Genomic DNA, 17,406 nt, shown 5'->3' with positions numbered 1-17,406 from the left:
GAAAAAAAAGCAAAAAAACAAAATTATATATATATGTCATTTTCTAATTTGCCAAATTATTTTTCTGCTTTTATTTAGCGTAACTCTTATATATCATGGACCTTTTATAAATTATAGAGATTATATTGTTTCCACCAGTATGGCAACAAATAAAAACAAGTTTTTTGCTACCTGGTTTCTAAGCAGCAGTGAAATAAATAGTATTCTGGCAAAAACTAATTCTTCTGTAAGAGACTCCAAGGAAATTGTCAATAATATTGATATCCAAAGAGCTAAAAAAAGCAGTACAAAAGTAAAAATTATTGACATTAAAGAAACAAACTTTAAAGCTAAATTAATGATTATAAGTGATCCTTCAAAGATATTTTTAGGAATAGCGCCTAAATTTGGACATACAGGAGCAACTCTCAGCGAAATTGTCAAATCCTATAATGCTGTTGGAGGAATTAATGCAGGAGGATTTCTAGATGATAATTTAATGGGTACAGGTTCAAAGCCTGATGGGATAGTAATCAGCAATGATGTTGTTAAATTTAAGCAAAGTGGTCTAAGCAAATTTAATGTCATAGGCTTTAATAAGAATAATATTCTTATTATTGGTAATTTGATGACAATGGGTGAAATCTACAATTCTAACCTTAAGTGTGCAATTTCTTTTGGCCCTGCACTCGTTCTAAATGGAAAGCCTCTTGTAACAAAGGGTGGTACATCACTTCAGCCTCGCAGTGCTATAGGACAGAGAAAAGATGGAACAGTTCTTCTGCTTGCAATTGATGGAAGAGAACATGACAGTGCTGGTGCAAATTATACAGATACTCAAGATATAATGCTAAAATATGGAGCTTACAATGCAGCCAATTTAGATGGAGGTTCATCGACAACTTTGAATTATCTGGGCAAAACTATTAATAACCCCTGTGATATTGCTGGAGAGCGTACAATTGCTACTGCATTTTTAATTGCACCTTAAATTATGGAGATGGATGATGAGAAGATTGAAAATAAAAAATAAATTAAAAAGATCGTTGATTTTTTTAACTTTTATTTATGCCTTTTGTGCTTTCATAATTTGTTTTGTAGTTATTTCGCGCCTTAATGCATCTATAGTAACTCACAATATTTCACAGGTAAATGATGCAAATTCTAAGGCATCTTTAAAAGAAGTTCCAAATTTCACTATGGATAATGTACCTAACGGAGCTATAGATATATCATTTTCTTATGATGACAAGTATTGCACTTATCTTTATAACTCCGGAATTTATGTTAAAGAAATTGGAACAAATAAATTAATTAAGAAAATCTCTGAAAGATCAGGAATAAGGAAATCAATACTTATGGGCAACCGCAATATTATAATGTATTTCTGCATTTTAAATAATAAATTAAAAGTAAAAACATATAATATTGAAAATGGACTTATAACTGAGCAAAAGTCTTTTGCTGTGCCTAAAAATTCAGCAATAAAATCAGTTGATTATTCAAGTGCTACAAATCTTATTTTTATTAACTTGGAACAAATCAGTGGGAATAATAAGATAGACAGCATATATTATCTTAATATTATGAAGAATGTAAGACGAATCTATCCAGGCCATAGGGTTAATAACATGCTGCTGGCAAATAATTCCCTTGCATTGTATTTTGAAGACAATAATAACAATTTATATTGTCATTCAAAACCCATACTTGGTGTTAAAAGAGCACATATAATTGGCTGTGATTCAAGTGATAATGTTTATGCCAGATCTTTAGATAATAAGAGCATAATTTATGTTGTAAACAATAATAATCTGATAAAAATACGAAGACTTAATGATTTGAATTTTGTTGGTTTTTACACAAATAAAAATAACGTTTATGTTATATATAAAAATTATATAATTAATTTAACAAGTAATAATGCTAGGTTAACTTATAACAATGATTTAAGATTCATAGGTATGGGTGGCTTAAATGTGTATTTTAAAGATAGCAATGATCACATAGTAGGGCTGAAACGAACAATATAAATAAAATTGGCATTCTTAAGCAGCATAGATGTTATGTAGAGTAGTATTGAAGGAAACATGTGGTGTGGTTTGAAGATGCCAGAAGTATACAGGCAAAGTACAGACTGGTCAGCGAATATGGACTCAGAGGAGTGAGTTATTGGACACTGGCTCAGCCTTTCCCTCAGAATCGGTATATATTGGATAACACGTTTCAGGTTACAAAGGTAATACCAGCTGAATAAATACACATTTTTTCAGTTCTTGTTTGATCATTGGAGAGCAGGAATTTTACCAGTGACTGAATAATAAGAGCCGTATGACATGAGAATGTCACCTAATATAAGTATTCCTTATAAAAGTTTTATAAAACTTAATCTACCTAAAAATTTACTTTTTCTTAATTAGGTTATCCTCTATAAAATCTGCTATAGAAACTGCATCATTTAAATTTAAAATAGGAATATTTACATCTAAATTTTCATCACTAGCCACAGCTATAAAGTTAGATGTGCTATAGTCAGAATTTTTACAGAGCAAATTATTGTCTATGCCTTTTCTATGGACTTCTATTTTAGGATAGATACTATTTTTAAATCCCTCAATCAATATAATATCTAAATCACCAAAAAGAGTAACAATTTCTTCTATAGTTTTTTCCTCTTTTAATGATTGAATCATAGCTAATTTTTTAGAAGATGCAATAATTACATTATCAGCTCCAGCATGACTAAATCTATAGCTGTCCTTTCCTTCTTTGTCTATTTCAAATTTTTTTACATCATACTTTAATGTTCCCATAGTGTAGTTTCTACTTTTAAAAATTTTAATTAGTGATTCAACTAAAGTAGTCTTCCCCATACCTGATTTAGTTGAAATTATGGAAAGTATAGCTGTTTTTTCTTTTTTATTTGAATATGAATTTTCCATTTAAAACCCCTCCTGCTTTAACCTCTCCACATTCTTTAGGTATAATAATAATTCCATTTGCTCCACTCATAGTCATTAGATGATTAGAGCATTGTGATCCTACTTTATAAGCATAATATTTTCCGTTATCCTCTTTAATTTCTACATATACATATTTTTTTCTTCCTCTTTTAGCTTTAAAATTTTCTGCTAAAATAACAGGAAATTCTTCCGTATTCCCAATTTGCTTGCCCATCATTTTTTCAATTGCAGGCTTAACAAATTCTTCAAAGGTTGTTATTAATGATAATGGATTACCTGGTAAGGAGAAAAATAGCTTTTCCTTATAAGTAGCAAAGGTTACTGGTTTTCCAGGCTTAATTGCTACTGAGTTAAATTTCATGTCTGCTCCTATTTCTTTTAATACATTGTCTACAAAATCATAGTCTCCAACGGATGCTCCTCCTGAACTGACTACTATATCTGCATTTTTTAAGGCATACTTTACTTTTCCCTTTAAATTGTCCTTATCGTCAGCAACAACTCCTAAGGACAAGGCTTTTGCACCTGAATTTTTAATTAGAGCCTTTAATGAGTATTCATTACTATTTCTGATTTTTCCTCTTTGTAGTTTACTATCTATGTCAATTAATTCATCTCCAGTGATAATTAAAGCAACAGTAGGGCTTTTATAAATATTTACGGAACTATATCCTAGTGAGGCCAAAAGACCTATTTCTACTGGCCTAATATTACTTCCTTTATTTAGCGCCAACTCATCAGCTTTAATCTCTTCCCCAAGCTTAATAACATTATTATTTTTGTTTACCACTTGGGATATTTTTAATATATTACCTTCAACTTCTACTTTTTCAATTTCTATAACAGCATCTGCCCCTTTAGGTAAGGGTGCTCCAGTCATAATTTTAAAAGTCTGACCAGGCTTAAGTTCATCTTCACAATAATCTCCTGCTTTTATTAACCCTTTGATTTCAAACTCTACAACATTTTCTGAATCACAATTTGTGGTGTCTTCACTTTTGATAGCATATCCATCCATTGCAGACTTGTCAAAAGGTGGCAGATTATCTTTGGAATATATATCCTCTGCTAAAACTTTATTAAGACAGGATAGTATATCCTTTTTTTCTAAAGACAATTTTTTTGTACTTTCATTAATTATATTTAGCGCATTATCTACATCAATCATTTTTACTTCTTTCCCTACCTTATGCATTCTATTTTTATATTATTGTATAAGCAAAACTTGAATTTGCTGAATCTTATATCTATAGCTGATTTAAGTCTTGCCTGACTTTTTATATAGATAATTGTATATCAATATATCAATTTTGACCACATACAGGACCGATATTTACATCATATTTTTCAAAACTACCAGTTAGTAAGTAATGTCTATTACATCAACAGTCAGTAAAAACTGGTACTAGTATAAAAATGTAGACACAAAAATTCAAATAATATAAAATAAAAGAAAAGGAGTGCTTACATAATGTCAAATAAATCCAAAAGATATACGGAAAACTTGAAAAATACAATACATGGTTCTATAGGTTATAGTACTTCTCAACAATGTAAGGATAATTATAGAAAATCTGCTTTAATATTCGATATTATTGACTTAGATCCAATCTTTATATTTTAGAAAGATAGGAAAAATGCTTGTAAGCTATCGAAAACGATTTAAATAAACAAAATAATATGATTGTAAGAAAATTTTATAAAAAGTTTTAAAGAGGAGAGAAACTATGGAAAAGTTTAAAACAGCAGTAATACTAGCAGGTGGAAAAAGTTCACGAATGGAATTTGATAAACAATTTATAAAGATAAATGAAAAAAGATTGCTAGAAATTATGATTAATAAATTAAGAAAAGAATTTGATGATATCATTATAGTTACAAATAAACCAAAACAGTATGTAGGTAGTTCATGTAAGATAGTTTGTGATGAAATAAAGCAAAGAGGTCCATTGAGTGGGATTCATATCGGTCTTAAGAAAAGCAGTAGCAAGTATGTGTATTTTTTAGCTTGTGATATGCCGAATATAAATATTGATTATATAAGATATATGAAAGAAAAAATAAGAGATTTAGATGTAGATGCATGTATAACTAGAGTGGGAAATAGACTAGAACATTTTAATGCTTTCTATTCTAGAAATATAATAAAGGATATAGAAAAGCTCCTTTTAGAAAATTGTAGAGCTATAGTTTATTTAACTGATAAAGTTAATACTTTCTACATAAAAGAGCAAGATGCAAGAAAGTACAGTCCAAACTGGGATATGTTTCTAAACATAAATACTAAAGAAGATTTAAATAGCTATATTAATTCGTTAGATGGTTAAAATGCATTATGGATTAAAAAAATTTAGAGTGCATTTATGGAGGAATAATATGATAGCTATAGAGGATAACAATGGAATTTACGTATTTCAATGAAAGTGGAAGAACCCATATGATAAACGTTAATGAAAAAGATGACACTAAGAGAGTTGTAGTAGCGAGAGGATCCATAAATAAGGTAAAATATAAATAGAACCAGCAATATTATCTATCCTTGGAAAAACAGGAGTTGAAATGGAGACGTTAAATGCATCCGATAATAAAGATACTTCTTTACTATTAGCTGCAGGAGCTGATAAGGTTTATTGGTTAAAAACATTGGAGAATAATATATACAAAGGATTTGAAGCATTCATTACCCAAATATCTGAAAATACTCTTATAGTATGTGAATCAAATAGCTTGCGAACTGTTGTTAATCCAGGTGTTTTTATTATGATAAAAAATACTCGAAATTGTCAAATGAAAAAGTCGGCAAGTGAGGTTATAGACCAAGCTGACATAGTTATGGAAAACAATTTCAATGATAATTTTCAAGAAGTAATAAAGAAAATAGAGAGTATAATAAAAAAATAGGAATATGTATCTTTTTTATAAGCTATCTGAAGTTTGCTTAAAAATAAGGGCTTTTGCCTTTATTTTTTAAATCCTAAACTTCTGATATTTTAATTACATCGAAATACTTTATAATGGCATCTGCCTACAGTAAAGACTTGGGTATTTATGGACCAAATGATTTTGAAAATATAAGAAAGTTAGCATAAATTCTGGCTTCTGTGTGCCCGGAGCTGTTAGTTGGAGTGACGGGGTCAGTACCTTTCGGGGCTATCAGTGAGTTAAATTAAAAAATATATTGTTTTGGACTGTTTACCTTATTATTCGTATATTTTTCGTTTAGGAAAGGAGAATTATCTAATTTAAAGCGTCTTATTGGAATATATAAACCAAAAGATTGAGCAATATTTAACTCTAAAGCAGTTGCCATATAACTGCCAGTATCTACTATTTATAAGAGAAAATTGAGAATTCAGCAGCAGCTTATTTTCCAAAAATTTTATTTTAGCAAAGTATTAAGGAAAAAATAACTTACTCATTTCATTTTGTACTTTTTTACATAGTATCAATATTATCTTAGATTAAGTCTTATCTCTCTCTTGTAATTTATAATAATATACAATAAGCTCGTCCAATTGTTGACTTACCTGTAATATTTCTTTACTTGTATATTCATTTGAATTTAACATTCCATTTAGTTTATTCCTTAGTTTCTCTAAAATTTTTTCCATATATTTTATATCCTTATCATTTTTTTACCAACTTTTACATTATATAATATAAAAGTTGGTTATTCAAGTTAAAAAATTAAAAAATCATAGATAATGGGTATAGATTTACATAAAAACCAAATCCATGCCCATTATCTTTGTATAAAAATATATATTGAGTTTTGTAATTGACTACCTTATAAATTGTCTGTTTGATTTACAGGTTGTACATTGCTGCCATATGAAGATGAAAAGTCTTTTTTCTGCATTTCCAGTAGATAAGCTGGATCTATTCTTATAATTCTATCTTTAACTTTTAATACGACAGTTTCATAAAATTGGCTTAAACACTTAGCATTTGTTTTTTTACTTAAATATCCTAAAATTTCGCCATTATAAATACTGACTTTATTTTTATAATATATATCTTTTAAACTATCTGCTGCAGGACTTAATAATTTCCATTCCTTTAATTTTTCTATTTCCTCATCTAAGTTGTTAAAAACAATGATCGAATCTAAATCAGCAGTTTCCTCAGGGAGATTATTGCTTTCTTCTTTGTTAGTAATCTTAATGAGATTTAGAAATTCATCTTCATAAATTATTTTAATATTGTATCCCTGATTTTTTAATTCAGTTGCTTTCTGCTCTTTGGAGCTTATCCCAGAATCACCAACAAGAGATTTATCTTGAGCTCCTACTATTATATAATTTGTTTTTTTGATACACCACTTTTTAATATGCCACCTAAGTTAACTACTTTTTGCATGGCTTCTTTTCTACCTAAGGTTTCAAGGTCTCCAGTGAAAACTACATTTTTATTATAAAATGGATTAGAAGTGTCAATATATTCACAGTCAGGTTTAATATCAGATATTTTAATTCTATTAAATTTATTTGCTAAAGAATCATTTTTAATCCTTTTGGCAAATTCTTTTTTAGGATGTAAATCCTTAAAACTTTTTATTGGAAGACTGATATATGTATGACAAAAAGATTCAAGTGTTTTTCTGTGAGCACGTTTTATGCATTCAATTACTAGATGGGCACATGCAATAGCATCATATAGAGAATTATGATGATGGCCTAATTCTATACCAAAATATTCAGCACGTTCTTTTAAAGATTTACCAATACCCTTACCCCTGCATAATCTTGTGGATATTGGTATACTACAAATGTATTTGAAATTTGGCATGGGTATTTTATATTGCAATAGACAATTCTTTAGTACGGACATGTCAAATGCAGCATTATGGGCAACTATTATATTTTCATCAAAATAAGTGCTTATATTGTTCCACACTTCAGGAAAAAGTGGTGAGTCTTTTACATCTTTTGGAGTTATCCCGTTGATAGATATGTTTTTTTTATCAAAATCAAGGGTGGGGGGATGAATTAAAAAGTACTCTTTTTTACATATTTCATTATTTTTTACAGCAGCTATTCCAATTGAACAGGCACTGCTGTATTCATTATTTGATGTTTCAAAATCTATGGCTACAAAATCAAACGACATAATAATTCCTCCAGGCTTTATATATCTTTTTTAGACATGGTCAAGGCTCTATACATATCTAATTATAACATGATATGGTGAGCTATATAAACAGACTTTTTAAGTTGAATAATTACACATCTGTTTAGATAATGCATAAAATGGAAATAATTAAACAATAGTATACGTTTTAATAATAATTTATTTAATTGGAGGAAGTGCAGTGGAGAAAAAGAAATATCCTAAAACATGTGATGTGTGTAAGCTGTCAGCTATTATGGAACGTGAAAAAATTATAACGAATATGTGCTGTTACGGCTGTCCTAACAGGGAAAGAATAAATAAAAGAACTCAAAAATATTGCGAAGAAATAAGTTGATAATTAAATGTGAAGAGCAGGCAAACAGGATGATAAAGTGAGGAAAGTACTGTTCCATGTGGAGGAGTGCTTTTTTATTTTACATGAAAATTCGAATATATTTTTATACATTAGAAAATAATATTAAAAGTTGTCATTTTTAAAGTAACAATTAAAAGCTATAAAAGGGGAGAAAATATAAAATTGAAGAAAAATATATTTATGAGAATAATATGTATACTTATGATTTTAATTAGTGTTACAGGATTTTTTAATAGAGGGGTAGAAGCTTCGCAAAGTGGGTGAAACTTCTAAAGAAGAAGGAAAGAATATATTAAAAAGAAGCCGCTGGTTGCAGTATAATAAGAAATATACAGAGGCAATAAAGGGATATGATATGATTTTATCTAATCCGCATTTACCCATACAGGTTGTAAATGAAGCTAAAGTGTGTAAACTGCTGGCAGAAGAAAAACTACCGGTTTTAAAAAGTTATTCTTTTTCACCTGAGTATATACATATTGCTGAAGATGGGAGAAGTTATTATAAGGATAATAAGTGCAGTTATATTTTATATGGGGAATACAGCCCCTTTAAAAAATATTTCAATCATCAACAGGACTGGGTTTATATACAATCCCCAAGTTTTAAATTTGATAAAAATGGGATACCTATGGTAAAATATGACGAAAAATTTTATTACAATGCAGTTACTATATGTCAGTACGCACTTCATCTGTATGATAAATATATGGATGGACAAGATAATAAAGATAAGTTTTTAAATATAGCAGATTTTTTGATAAAAAGTATAAAAAAGGATGGTTCTTTAAGATATGAATTTAAATATAATCATTATGAATGTTTAAATGAAGGATGGGCCTCCAGTATGTCACAGGGTCAAGCTTTAAGCGTATTTGCCAGAGCTTATCATTTAACTGAAGATCCTAAATATATAAAATCAGGCCAGAAGGTATTGAGATATCTCTTAACACCAATTTCAGAGGGCGGAGTAATGGATAATTTAGGCACCTTAGATAAAAGACTTAAAAATAAAATATTTTTTCAGCAGTATATAAATTCTACATCAACTTATACCTTGAATGGGCATATATTCACTTTAATAGGCCTCTATGATTGGAGCAATGTACGTTGTCTAGGAAATATGTATTATTGTAATACGGCTAAAAGGTACTGGAATAAAGGGCTTGAAACTTTGAAGTATATATTGCCTTATTATGATATGGGAAATTTCACATCTTACGATTTGAACCATATGGTAAAGAGTTCAGTCCCCAGCAGTTCTGACTTCTATCACGCAGTTCATATAGAACAGATGAATGTACTCTATGATATAACAAAAGAAGAATATTTCAAAAATATTAGAGATATGTGGATTTCATATGTTAAGAAGTGATTTTAACATACTTTAAAAATTATTTAGGGTGGTTTAAAATTATAGTAATAAAAGAGGTGTGTTTTTATGAAAAAGAATCTTCTGAGTATTGATTGGGATTATTTTATTCCAATAAAAGAGAGATGGTATGGTTCTTATATTGAGAATAGAAGAAATAATGTTATTATCTGGTATAGAAGATATTTTGAAGATAAAAAAAAGGGAATCAATATAGAAAAATCAGTTAAAACGGGAAGAGAACTAATAGGATTTTGGAATGTAATCAAAGAACATTTTATCATAAAAAAGAAAGCTAAGGTATATGTGTCTGATTCACATAAATTTTCCTATTATATAGGAGAAAATAGTAATTGTGGTGAAGTAATAAATTTTGATGCTCACTCCGATTTGGGATATGGAGGAATTAAGTCACTTGATTTTGAATTGAACTGTGCTAATTGGCTTGGAAAGCTGTTGAAGAATGAGGTAGTAAATAAGGTTAGAATAGTTTACAGTCCTTATACTTATGAAAGCAAAGATGAATTTCAGGAAATAAATCAGGTTTTTAATGTAAAGTATCCTCAAATAGAAGATATTAAAGATAAAACAGCTATTGATTATATCCATATATGCAGATCGGGAAGCTGGACTCCGCCTTGGCTGGATTGTAAATTCTATGAATTTATAAAAGATTTGAATATGCCCTATAAAGTAGTAAAATGTCCTAAGCGGCACTGGAATCCTGAAGGCCTTACTCTTTCTGATAAGATATATATAACACTTTAATATATTTTTAAAAATTGAAAAGCCGGCCATAGGAGGGCTAATAATATGGTTGAAAACTTTGAAATAAAAAATAAAAAAAATAGAACTCTAAGAGGAATTATAAACAGACCTGAAATAGAGAGTAAGGTACCATGCATAATTTTTTGCCATGGATTTATGGGAAATAAAGTGGGTCATAATTTTATGTTTGTGAAAATAGCTAGAATTTTAGAAAAACTGGGAGTGGCTTCTATTAGATTTGATTTTGCTGGCAGCGGTGAAAGCGATGGAGATTTTAAATATGTAACTATATCTGAAGAAGCTGAGGATTGTAGTGTGATACTGAAATTTTCCAATTCTCTTGATTATATAGATAAAACCAATATAAATATTTTAGGATTTAGTATGGGTGGGGCAATTGCCGTAATAACTGCGTCTAATTATTCGGATATGATTAAAAATTCTATACTTATAAGCCCTGCATTTAATATGTATGATATATTTGTCAATGAAATAAAAGGAGACAGGCTGTATGAATTTTTAAATAAGGGATATATAAATTTTGAAAATAATGAACTTGGTAAAAAGGCTATAGAAGACGCATCTGACTATAACTTTTTTAATTATTTAAAAAATATAAATGGAAATGTACTTATACTTCATGGTACGGAAGATGAATCAGTGCCGCCGCTATATTCTAAAAAAATTGAAAAATTGTTGGGAGACAAAGCCTTGTTGCAATTTATTACGGGAGCAGATCACTGTTATTCAAGTCCATTTTATTATCAACAACTTGTGCAAAAAATAGTTTGTTTTACCAAAAAATATATATCATCTTAGGTTTATTGATTCTTTACTCCCAAGATCATTGGGAGTAAAGAAAAATGGTTATGTTGTAAACCAATAGATTACTTTTTATAAAAATTCTTTATGGCAGTGCATACAAAGTCAACTTCATCTTCTGTTATTTCAGGATATATTGGAAGTGCCAGTATTTCCTTTGACACTTTTTCAGCTACAGGAAAATCCCCTTCTTTGTATCCTAAATGATTAAAACATTTTTGAAGATGAAGTGGAATTGGATAATATATACTGGTACCAACATTATTTTGTTTTAAATATGCTACCAGTTTATCTCGACTTTCTGCTAATATGTTAAATACATAGTATACTGGTTTTTGCTCTCCCTTTATTCCAGGTATTTTTACATATTCACAGTCAATAAGTCTTTTTTTATACCAATTTGAAACCTTCAATCTTTTTTCTATAGATTTATCTAAATGCTTTAATTTAACTGACAATACAGCAGCCTGTATGGTGTCAAGTCTTGAATTATAACCCAGATAATCATAATGATATTTTTTAGAAGCACCATGAACTCTGAACATTTTTGCCATTTCTGCTAATTTGGCATCATTTGTAACTATCATTCCTCCATCACCGTAACCGCCTAGTGTTTTAGTGGGGAAAAAGGAAAATATACCCATATCGCCAATGGTGCCGGAATGCTTATATACAATACCGTTGGATCCTTTCCATCTCATACCAAAAGCTTCTGCGGCATCTTCAAGTACACGTAAATTGTTTTTAGAAGCCAAATCCATTATTTTATCCATGTCTGACATCTGACAAAATAAATGTATGGGGAGTATACCTACCGTATTGGGATTTATTTTTTCTTCAATTTTATTGGCATCTATATTAAAGGTAGTTTCATCTATGTCTACAAAGACAGGTTTTGCATTATGCATAGCTATACAGGAAGCAGATGCAAGAAAAGTAAAAGGTGAAGTTATCACTTCTTTTTTATCTTTAAATCCCAGTATATCAGAAGCTATAACCAGTGCATCTGTACCTGAAGCTACAGAAATTGCATATTTGGCTCCTGTATATTTTTTTATGGCATCTTCAAAGTCTGTAACTTCTTTTCCCATTATAAAACTTCCGCTATTTATAACAGATTGTATTGCTTTATCAAATTCATCTTTCTTTTCAGAATATTCCCTTGTAGGGGTAAAAAATTTAACTTCCATATATATTACCTCACTTTCTCTACAGCTTTTATAAGTTCCTGTGCTACATATTCAGCGTCTTCTGGTAAAAGAGTTGAATAGAGAGGAAGAGTTATCTCATTGACATATTGTGAATATGCATTTGGATAATCATCAATGGAATATCCAAGTTTTTTATATGCTGTAAACATTGGAAGAGGTGTAAAATGTACATTAGTTGCAATATTCTTTTCTGCCAGAGTTCTTATGACTTCATTCCTTTTTTCTTCCTTAAAACCCCTTAACCTAAGTGGATATAAATGATAGGAGGTTACTTTATCATCATTTTTTTCAAAAGGAATTATGGCCCAATCTTTGTCTTTTAATGCATTAGTGTATATATCGAATATTGTCTTGCGTTTTTTTAACATATTTTCGTATCTGGAAAGTTGTACAAGACCTATTGCTGCATTTATATCAGTCATATTGCATTTGGCTCCAGTGAATAATACATCATATTTCCATGCACCTGCTTGTGTCTTTGAAAGGGCATCTTTGGATTGACCATTAAGAGACATTAATTTTAAATCCTTTAAAAGATCTTTTTTGCCAAATAAATGGTTATTATCAAAAGTTACCGCACCACCTTCAGCTGTAGTTAAATTTTTTACAGCATGGAAGGAAAATACATGGGCGTCAACCTGATTTCCTACCTTTTTACCCTTGTAGGTTGCACCAAAAGCATGGGCAGAGTCAGATACCAGAAGTATATCTTCACGATTTTTAGCTTTTAAAACTTCACGAATGGCATCATAATCAACAGGTACTCCTGCAAAATCCACAGAATATATGGCCTTTGTATTTGGTTTTATAGCATCATACAATTTATCTGGGTCAATTAGAAAATCATCTTTTTTTACATCTACAAAAGTAGGCAGTATTCCCCAGTGAATAGATGCGCTAGCAGTAGAAGTATAAGTATAAGGAGTTGTTATCACATCGTCTCCACTTTTTATATCAAATACCTGAAGTAGAATTTCAAGGCCTGCAGTGGCATTTGCCAATGCTATGGCATGATTTGTACCACAATATTCAGCTATCTTTTCTCCAAATTCAGCAGTTTTTGGTCCGGAAGTTATCCATCCGGATTTTAAAACATTTACTACTGCATTAATTTCAGCTTCAGTAATATCTGGAGGAGAAAAGGGAATTTTTTTATTCATAAATATCAAATCCTTTCTATATTTTAACTTTTCTATATCATAGCTATCATTGCTAACATCCCAGCTTTGTAAAGTTAGGGATTCTAAGTGATATTCCTCTGGATGAGTTCTTCTAAGGTGCACTATTAAAAGTATTAAAACTCCACTGCACTTAAGAATCACTTGATTTTATGCCCTGAAAGAAGCCAGTATCTTTTGTTATATAAATATATCCATTTTTGTTTATCTCAGACTGCAAAAAATTTTTAAGATTCTGAATTCTGGTCTCATCAAGTGTATTTTTAGTATTACCTGGCATTGAAAATATATAATCTATAAGAGGCTCAGAAGATGTTACTTTTAAATTATCCTTATATCTTTTTAAAGTTACATCTTTAAACCACTTTGAAACTTCAGCGAGTCCGTTTTCAAGTTGAAAATTTTCTGTAAGATTCCAGCTGTCTGTTGTTATACCTTGGGAATTAAATCTTTTAACAATATCTCTCATTTCTCTCATGTGATTTTTTCCAACCGTAGAGGCATAAAAATATCCGTTGGGCTTTAAAACCCTGTAAATTTCTGAAAAAGCTTTATTCTTGTTAGCTACATGATAGAGCATATGGTTGGCAATTATTACATCAAAGCTATTTTTGCCGTAAGGAATATCCTGCACGTCAACCAATTTAAACGTAAATCTTTTTAAACTCAAATTTTTTTTAGCATCTTCCAACATTCCAGGAGAAAAATCAGTAAGGGTTATATCCCATCCCTTTGGAATCTTATCTAAATTTTTTGCCCATAGTTCGCCATCTCCACAACCCAGCTCCAATATACGAACCTTATCTGGAAGGTTTAATTGATTGAAAAACCAGTTCATCCAGCCCTGCTTGTTAGTACTAAAAAGTTCGTGCATTTTTATTCTTGCTTTTAAATTAGAGGCATTTTCATATTGTTCTATCCATTTTTGATCTATGTTTATTGCATTTATTATATTTATGAACTTATTCCAATTCAATTCTCTATTATGGTTTAACATGTGGACAGCTTCTTCTATAGACTTTATTACAGTTTCAATATGATATATTTTTCCTTTCATTATTTCTTTTTGTATTTCAAGAGATTTCTTTAAATCATTATGATTTATATCATAATTCATTATTCTGGAAATATCCTCAAGAGAAAGTCCTATAAATTTAAGTGTCAGTATTTTTTGCAACTTACCAAAATCCTCAAAATTGTACAACCTATGCCCGTATTGACTATAGGAACAAGGTTTTAAAAGGCCTATTTTATCATAATATCTTAGAGTCCTTAAAGTAACACCAGATTTTTTGGCAAAATTACCTATACTAACTAAATTAGGCTTTTGGGCAGACATAACAATATCACCTCTACTTAAATTATTGTATCACATGACGTAAGGTAAGGTGCAATAAATTTTTTAAAATTATATAGTATCTTATATAATAATTGCATAAACTATAACATAATAAAAATGAAAGAGAAGTTATAGTATTAGATAAATACAGGCTTATTATTGAATATACACGAAATATATGGTAATATCAAATAAAAGTATTGTGGGATCTTAGTGTGTATTTTAAAATAAAAAATTTGCCAGAATATAAGTTTTTATAAAATATGAATAAGTTTTAGAAAAGGAAGGGTACTTATGGAATATAACAATAATTCATCAAATTTTATTGGAAACATAATTGCAGAAGATTTAAAATTAGGTAAATATAAGAAGGTAATAACTAGATTTCCTCCGGAGCCAAATGGATATTTACATATAGGTCATGCCAAATCCATAGTTTTAAACTTTGGTTTGGCAGATGAATTTAATGGAAGAACTAATTTGAGATTTGATGATACCAATCCTTCAAAAGAGGATACAGAATATGTGGATTCAATAAAAGAGGATGTAAAGTGGCTTGGGTATAATTGGGAGGAACTACATTTTGCATCCAGCTATTTTGATCAAATGTACAGATATGCAGTGCTTTTAATAAAAAAGGGAAAGGCATATGTATGTGATTTAGCACCGGATGAAATAAGAGAATATAGAGGAACTTTAACGAAACCTGGGAAAGAAAGTCCCTATAGGAATAGGACAGTAGAGGAAAATATTAAATTATTTGAAAAAATGAAAAATGGAGAATTTGAAGATGGAGCAAAAGTTTTAAGAGCAAAAATTGATATGTCATCACCCAATATAAATATGAGGGATCCGGTATTATATCGGATAGCTCATGCACATCATCATAATACTGGTGATAAGTGGTGTATATATCCTATGTATGATTTTGCACATCCCCTGGAGGATGCAATAGAAGGAGTTACTCATTCTATTTGTACACTTGAATTTGAAGATCATCGTCCTCTTTATGAATGGATTATACGGGAGTGTGAAACGGAAAACAAACCTAAACAAATAGAATTTGCCAGATTGAATATGACAAATACTGTTATGAGCAAGAGAAAACTTAAAAAACTTGTAGATGAAAATTTTGTAGATGGATGGGATGATCCGCGTATGCCAACCATTGCAGGGCTTAGGAGAAGAGGATTTACTCCAGAATCTATTCGCAAGTTTTGCAGGGAAATTGGGGTGGCAAAGGCCAGCAGTGTAGTTGATTCCCAAATGCTGGACTATTTTTTGAGAGATGATCTTGAAAAAAAAGCATTGAGGACTATGGCTATTTTAAATCCACTAAAAATTATAATAACTAATTATCCACAGGGTAAAACAGAAACTTTTAAAATTGAAAATAATCCGGATGATCCTTCAGCAGGAACTAGAGAGGTTCCCTTTTCAAGAGAAATATATATTGAAAAGGAAGACTTTATGGAAAATCCACCCAAAAAGTATTATAGGTTATTTCCAGGAAATGAAGTTAGATTAAAAGGTGCTTATTTTATAAAATGCAGTGAAGCAATTAAGGATGAGAGTGGAAATATAATTGAACTGCACTGTACCTATGATCCAGAGTCGAAAGGTGGAAATAGCCCGGATGGAAGAAAAGTAAGAGGTACAATTCATTGGGTAAATGTAAATACTGCAATTTCAGCAGAAATAAGATTGTATGAACCATTGATTTTAAATGAAATTGGAGAGGAAAATGATTCTTTTTTGGATAATGTGAATCCCAATTCCCTTCAAATTTTAAATGGATTTTTAGAGCCTAACATGAAAGATGCAAGACCTGGAGAAAAATTTCAGTTTTTTAGGCATGGGTATTTTAACGTAGATCCAAAAGTCGCTAGAGGTGGGAAATTGGTATTTAATAGAATAGTATCTCTTAAAAGCTCTTTTAAAATCAAGTAGTTTTTATGATTTAGTAGTTTTTATGAGTTTAAAAAAATAAATTATATAGTGAAAAATTGCGCTGAGGTGATCTTGTATTGTTTCAGGGCAATTTTTATTTGTCAAGGCAGATTTAATCAAGTAATTCTTGGGTTCAGGTGGAGTTGGCCCATAAGAAATGATTTTTGTACCTGATCTTAGAAGAATTTATCCAGGGGCGTATTAGCAGGGGTAGTTATGGAATGAAAATTGCATAACTATTTTAATTTTTTATAATGTATAAAAGTATATATACATTTACTATAATATATAGAGATAATTAAATAGTAAAATTAAATTTAGCAATCTATTTCTTAG

General features: G+C 30.0%; 17 protein-coding genes and 1 pseudogene. 11 read left to right on the top strand and 7 right to left on the bottom strand.

Going from position 1 to position 17,406, the window contains the following annotated elements; translation table 11 throughout:
• Positions 1-139: 139 nt before the first annotated feature.
• From AB8U03_RS10895 to AB8U03_RS10885, 3 genes and pseudogenes are all read left to right on the top strand, one after another.
• Positions 140-970, top strand: a complete 831-nt coding sequence (locus AB8U03_RS10895; protein WP_369704584.1) for a phosphodiester glycosidase family protein — start codon at positions 140-142, stop codon at positions 968-970.
• A gap of 16 nt (positions 971-986) precedes the next feature.
• Complete coding sequence (locus AB8U03_RS10890; protein WP_369704583.1) at positions 987-2,012, top strand: hypothetical protein; 1,026 nt, start codon at positions 987-989, stop codon at positions 2,010-2,012.
• 50 nt (positions 2,013-2,062) lie between these two features.
• Positions 2,063-2,236: pseudogene (locus tag AB8U03_RS10885) on the top strand (spore gernimation protein); the annotation flags it as partial.
• A 145-nt stretch (positions 2,237-2,381) separates the two neighbouring features.
• Here AB8U03_RS10885 and mobB read toward each other — a convergent pair.
• Both mobB and AB8U03_RS10875 read right to left on the bottom strand, forming a co-directional pair.
• Positions 2,382-2,921 (bottom strand): molybdopterin-guanine dinucleotide biosynthesis protein B, encoded by a 540-nt coding sequence (gene mobB, locus AB8U03_RS10880; protein ID WP_369704582.1) that lies wholly within the window; start codon positions 2,919-2,921, stop codon positions 2,382-2,384.
• Positions 2,899-4,110, bottom strand: coding sequence for a molybdopterin molybdotransferase MoeA (locus tag AB8U03_RS10875; protein WP_369704581.1), 1,212 nt, complete (start codon positions 4,108-4,110; stop codon positions 2,899-2,901). The genes mobB and AB8U03_RS10875 overlap by 23 nt, the downstream gene beginning before the upstream one ends.
• A 303-nt stretch (positions 4,111-4,413) precedes the next feature.
• Between AB8U03_RS10875 and AB8U03_RS10870 the strand changes: the two genes are divergently transcribed.
• From AB8U03_RS10870 to AB8U03_RS10860, 3 genes are all read left to right on the top strand, one after another.
• Positions 4,414-4,566: a hypothetical protein gene (locus AB8U03_RS10870; protein WP_369704580.1), complete on the top strand. Its 153-nt coding sequence runs from the start codon at positions 4,414-4,416 to the stop codon at positions 4,564-4,566.
• A 103-nt stretch (positions 4,567-4,669) separates the two neighbouring features.
• Positions 4,670-5,269: a molybdenum cofactor guanylyltransferase gene (gene mobA, locus AB8U03_RS10865; protein WP_369704579.1), complete on the top strand. Its 600-nt coding sequence runs from the start codon at positions 4,670-4,672 to the stop codon at positions 5,267-5,269.
• A gap of 232 nt (positions 5,270-5,501) precedes the next feature.
• Complete coding sequence (locus AB8U03_RS10860) at positions 5,502-5,843, top strand: hypothetical protein (protein WP_369704578.1); 342 nt, start codon at positions 5,502-5,504, stop codon at positions 5,841-5,843.
• Between the two features lie 560 nt (positions 5,844-6,403).
• On the opposite strand, the gene AB8U03_RS10855 is transcribed toward AB8U03_RS10860, so the two are convergent.
• Both AB8U03_RS10855 and AB8U03_RS10850 read right to left on the bottom strand, forming a co-directional pair.
• Positions 6,404-6,553 carry an aspartyl-phosphate phosphatase Spo0E family protein gene (locus AB8U03_RS10855; protein WP_369704577.1) on the bottom strand — a complete coding sequence of 50 codons (150 nt, stop codon included), beginning with the start codon at positions 6,551-6,553 and terminating at the stop codon, positions 6,404-6,406.
• Between the two features lie 682 nt (positions 6,554-7,235).
• Entirely contained in the window at positions 7,236-8,051 is an 816-nt protein-coding gene (locus tag AB8U03_RS10850) for an exonuclease domain-containing protein (RefSeq protein ID WP_369704576.1), read from the bottom strand.
• A 202-nt stretch (positions 8,052-8,253) separates the two neighbouring features.
• Between AB8U03_RS10850 and AB8U03_RS10845 the strand changes: the two genes are divergently transcribed.
• The 4 genes from AB8U03_RS10845 to AB8U03_RS10830 all read left to right on the top strand — a co-directional run bounded on the left by AB8U03_RS10845 (position 8,254) and on the right by AB8U03_RS10830 (position 11,389).
• Positions 8,254-8,409 carry a hypothetical protein gene (locus AB8U03_RS10845; RefSeq protein ID WP_369704575.1) on the top strand — a complete coding sequence of 52 codons (156 nt, stop codon included), beginning with the start codon at positions 8,254-8,256 and terminating at the stop codon, positions 8,407-8,409.
• A 277-nt stretch (positions 8,410-8,686) separates the two neighbouring features.
• A complete protein-coding gene (locus AB8U03_RS10840; RefSeq protein WP_369704574.1) occupies positions 8,687-9,805 on the top strand; it encodes a D-glucuronyl C5-epimerase family protein in 1,119 nt (372 codons plus the stop codon).
• Between the two features lie 66 nt (positions 9,806-9,871).
• Positions 9,872-10,570, top strand: coding sequence for an arginase (locus AB8U03_RS10835; RefSeq protein ID WP_369704573.1), 699 nt, complete (start codon positions 9,872-9,874; stop codon positions 10,568-10,570).
• Between the two features lie 45 nt (positions 10,571-10,615).
• Positions 10,616-11,389 carry an alpha/beta hydrolase family protein gene (locus tag AB8U03_RS10830; RefSeq protein WP_369704572.1) on the top strand — a complete coding sequence of 258 codons (774 nt, stop codon included), beginning with the start codon at positions 10,616-10,618 and terminating at the stop codon, positions 11,387-11,389.
• Positions 11,390-11,457: 68 nt separating this feature from the next.
• Here the strand turns inward: AB8U03_RS10830 and AB8U03_RS10825 are convergent, their stop codons facing one another.
• From AB8U03_RS10825 to AB8U03_RS10815, 3 genes are all read right to left on the bottom strand, one after another.
• The gene (locus tag AB8U03_RS10825; protein ID WP_369704571.1) at positions 11,458-12,582 is read right to left on the bottom strand and encodes a DegT/DnrJ/EryC1/StrS family aminotransferase; all 1,125 of its coding nucleotides are present in this window, start codon (positions 12,580-12,582) and stop codon (positions 11,458-11,460) included.
• Between the two features lie 5 nt (positions 12,583-12,587).
• Entirely contained in the window at positions 12,588-13,763 is a 1,176-nt protein-coding gene (locus AB8U03_RS10820; protein ID WP_369704609.1) for a DegT/DnrJ/EryC1/StrS family aminotransferase, read from the bottom strand.
• 151 nt (positions 13,764-13,914) lie between these two features.
• Positions 13,915-15,120, bottom strand: a complete 1,206-nt coding sequence (locus AB8U03_RS10815; protein ID WP_369704570.1) for a MerR family transcriptional regulator — start codon at positions 15,118-15,120, stop codon at positions 13,915-13,917.
• Positions 15,121-15,414: 294 nt separating this feature from the next.
• On the opposite strand from AB8U03_RS10815, the gene AB8U03_RS10810 reads away from it, so the two are divergent.
• The gene (locus AB8U03_RS10810) at positions 15,415-17,070 is read left to right on the top strand and encodes a glutamine--tRNA ligase/YqeY domain fusion protein (protein WP_369704569.1); all 1,656 of its coding nucleotides are present in this window, start codon (positions 15,415-15,417) and stop codon (positions 17,068-17,070) included.
• Positions 17,071-17,406: the final 336 nt, after the last annotated feature.

This window comes from Clostridium moutaii (assembly GCF_041205085.1).
GTDB lineage: Bacteria > Bacillota > Clostridia > Clostridiales > Clostridiaceae > Clostridium_B > Clostridium_B moutaii.
Note: the sequence above shows the minus strand (reverse complement) of the source record. Positions and strands in the feature narration are given on the sequence as shown.

Coding starts and splice junctions, on each gene's coding strand:
- AB8U03_RS10895 (WP_369704584.1), top strand. CDS start 140: ATGGCAACAAATAAAAACAAGTTTTTTGCTACCTGGTTTCTAAGCAGC.
- AB8U03_RS10890 (WP_369704583.1), top strand. CDS start 987: ATGAGAAGATTGAAAATAAAAAATAAATTAAAAAGATCGTTGATTTTT.
- mobB (WP_369704582.1), bottom strand. CDS start 2,921: ATGGAAAATTCATATTCAAATAAAAAAGAAAAAACAGCTATACTTTCC.
- AB8U03_RS10875 (WP_369704581.1), bottom strand. CDS start 4,110: ATGATTGATGTAGATAATGCGCTAAATATAATTAATGAAAGTACAAAA.
- AB8U03_RS10870 (WP_369704580.1), top strand. CDS start 4,414: ATGTCAAATAAATCCAAAAGATATACGGAAAACTTGAAAAATACAATA.
- mobA (WP_369704579.1), top strand. CDS start 4,670: ATGGAAAAGTTTAAAACAGCAGTAATACTAGCAGGTGGAAAAAGTTCA.
- AB8U03_RS10860 (WP_369704578.1), top strand. CDS start 5,502: ATGGAGACGTTAAATGCATCCGATAATAAAGATACTTCTTTACTATTA.
- AB8U03_RS10855 (WP_369704577.1), bottom strand. CDS start 6,553: ATGGAAAAAATTTTAGAGAAACTAAGGAATAAACTAAATGGAATGTTA.
- AB8U03_RS10850 (WP_369704576.1), bottom strand. CDS start 8,051: ATGTCGTTTGATTTTGTAGCCATAGATTTTGAAACATCAAATAATGAA.
- AB8U03_RS10835 (WP_369704573.1), top strand. CDS start 9,872: ATGAAAAAGAATCTTCTGAGTATTGATTGGGATTATTTTATTCCAATA.
- AB8U03_RS10830 (WP_369704572.1), top strand. CDS start 10,616: ATGGTTGAAAACTTTGAAATAAAAAATAAAAAAAATAGAACTCTAAGA.
- AB8U03_RS10825 (WP_369704571.1), bottom strand. CDS start 12,582: ATGGAAGTTAAATTTTTTACCCCTACAAGGGAATATTCTGAAAAGAAA.
- AB8U03_RS10820 (WP_369704609.1), bottom strand. CDS start 13,763: ATGAATAAAAAAATTCCCTTTTCTCCTCCAGATATTACTGAAGCTGAA.
- AB8U03_RS10815 (WP_369704570.1), bottom strand. CDS start 15,120: ATGTCTGCCCAAAAGCCTAATTTAGTTAGTATAGGTAATTTTGCCAAA.
- AB8U03_RS10810 (WP_369704569.1), top strand. CDS start 15,415: ATGGAATATAACAATAATTCATCAAATTTTATTGGAAACATAATTGCA.